Below are 2085 nucleotides of genomic sequence, written 5' to 3'. Positions count from 1 at the left end.
TCTGTGAATTCTGTGTGTTCTGTGGGACCTCCTACGCCCCCAGTGAATCTGTGTAAATCTGTGTAATCTGTGGGAGGATTATTTTCTACCCTCCTACAGAATAGACTGGCAGAGGGTGTTCTCCCACAGAATTCACAGAATTCACAGAATAGACTTGCAGAGATGTTCTCCCACAGATTTCACAGATTCTCACAGATGGTTTGTGTTTGTAGTTCTGTGAATTCCGTGTGTTCTGTGGGACCTCCCACGCTCCCAGTGAATCTGTGAGAATCTGTGCAATCTGTGGGAGACCTTCTCTGCCAGTTTGTTCCGTGAATTCCGTGGATTCTGTGGGACCTCCCACGCACCCAGTGAATCTGTGAGAATCTGTGCCATCTGTGGGAGAATTATTCTTGCGGCGTGGGTATGGCAGGGATGCCATACCCTCCTACAGTGCTACGAAGGCAGAGGGGTTCACGCCGCGCAGCAGGTAGCGGTTGAGCAGTGTGCCGGTGGGGCTGAACTCGTAGACATAGCCGTTGGTGGCGTAGGCGCGGGCATCCGATGCGTACATGTGGGCGGAGCGGGGTGAGATGTACAGAGCGTAGGGCGACTGCATGGCAGCTATCACGGAGTCGGCAGCAGCGTAGCCGGCAAGCCCCTCGGAGGCAGAGAGCGACGGCAGGGCGATGGTGTGCGTGGAGAAGGCGTACTCGCCCGTGAGGTGCGAGTAGGCAGAGCCGAGACAGTAGAACCTGCCCTGCGCAGCGCAGCAGTACGTCGACGGGAAGTCGAAGACGCGGAACTCCTCCGACGCCATGTTCAGCACCACGGTGTGCGGCGGCGTGTTGTACATGTCGCCGGCAGCATTGATGCAGAGCCACTCGCGCCACTGCGCCACCTTGCCGTACAGGTTCTTGCAGCCCGTGTCGATGCGTCGCAGCTCGCGCATGGTCTGCGCGTCGACCACCGATATGGTCTGCTCGTAGCCGTGGTCCTGCGTCTGTGTGGAGTAGCCGCCCGTGTTGGCTACGTAGAGGCGTCCGTCGTAGCAGGCGATGCCCTCCGGCTCGTAGCCCACGTGGCAGGTGTCTACCACGAGCTTCGTCGTGAGGTCTATCTTCGCCACATATCCGTGGTCGGCGTACGACGTGACGTAGAGGTAGCCACGGTGGTCAGTAGCCAAGCGCCGGTTGTTGGGTATGTTCTCCGTGGCAGCGATGGCGGTGCCGTCGGGGCGTATATACTGCACTATGTTCGACCAGTTTACGGAGATGGCTATCAGCGTGTCGTTCACCTGCAGTATGTCGTTAGCCGTGTCGCCGAGTCGCTCGCCAGGGTTCTGCTGTCTGAACCAGTGGTTGGTGAGCACGCCGTGGTCGAGCAGCGAGAGCGACGCGTTGTTCATGCCCCACAGACCCTCGCAGAGTATCAGCAGGCGGTCGGCGTTGGCGGTCGGCTTGCTGTCAGTGGGCGTGTCGTCGGCAGGCTCTAACGAACAGGCGGCGAGCAGCCACACGCACAGCACGGCGCAAGCACCGAGCCGGAAGCGTTGCAACGCACTGAGCGTTATGTGTTTCGAACGCAGGAGCATAAGTATGCGGTTGAGATATTTCACTTGAAAAAATGTGTGTATATAGGTGCAAAGATACTATATTTATGTCAATAAATGTGTAAAAAGTAACATTTTGATGAATAATTTGTTATTATTTCAATTTTTATCTTTAACTTTGCCGACTGTTACATAATTACATAGAGCCGTAGGACATTACGGCATACGTTGGATGACTTCTTATTTTTAAATATAAACTGCATAATAATATTACTGATTTTTTTAAAAGAGACTATGAAGAAAGGTAGCTATGAGCAGCCTCGCATCACTATCTACGAGGTAGAGACCACAGCCATACTTGCAGGCAGTGGCAAACAAGATTCTGTACCGAACAAACAGAGCTTCAGCTTAGACAGAGAGAGCGAGGAGCTGACAAGCGGTGACGGCGACGGCGTTTGGGAGTAATACTTTTATTTGTATCAACACAGAAAAACAATCAATCAACATGAAGAAGATATTGTATTCAACCTGTTGGCGGAATTAAAAAACCGCCT

Annotated in this window: 2 protein-coding genes; one reads left to right on the top strand and one right to left on the bottom strand. The window is 53.4% G+C overall.

Features of this window, described 5'->3' with window-relative positions; all coding sequences use genetic code 11:
- Nucleotides 1–427: 427 nt before the first annotated feature.
- The gene (locus tag HMPREF0673_RS13520; protein ID WP_157591708.1) at nt 428–1597 is read right to left on the bottom strand and encodes a YncE family protein; all 1170 of its coding nucleotides are present in this window, start codon (nt 1595–1597) and stop codon (nt 428–430) included.
- Nucleotides 1598–1825: 228 nt separating this feature from the next.
- Between HMPREF0673_RS13520 and HMPREF0673_RS14380 the strand changes: the two genes are divergently transcribed.
- Complete coding sequence (locus HMPREF0673_RS14380) at nt 1826–1996, top strand: hypothetical protein (protein WP_157591707.1); 171 nt, start codon at nt 1826–1828, stop codon at nt 1994–1996.
- Nucleotides 1997–2085 lie beyond the last annotated feature (89 nt).

This window comes from Leyella stercorea DSM 18206, from assembly GCF_000235885.1.
GTDB classification, from domain to species: domain Bacteria; phylum Bacteroidota; class Bacteroidia; order Bacteroidales; family Bacteroidaceae; genus Prevotella; species Prevotella stercorea.
Note: the sequence above shows the minus strand (reverse complement) of the source record. Positions and strands in the feature narration are given on the sequence as shown.

What these genes read in the sequence shown, in the direction of transcription:
- HMPREF0673_RS14380 (WP_157591707.1), top strand. Translation starts at nt 1,826, where the DNA reads ATGAAGAAAGGTAGCTATGAGCAGCCTCGCATCACTATCTACGAGGTA.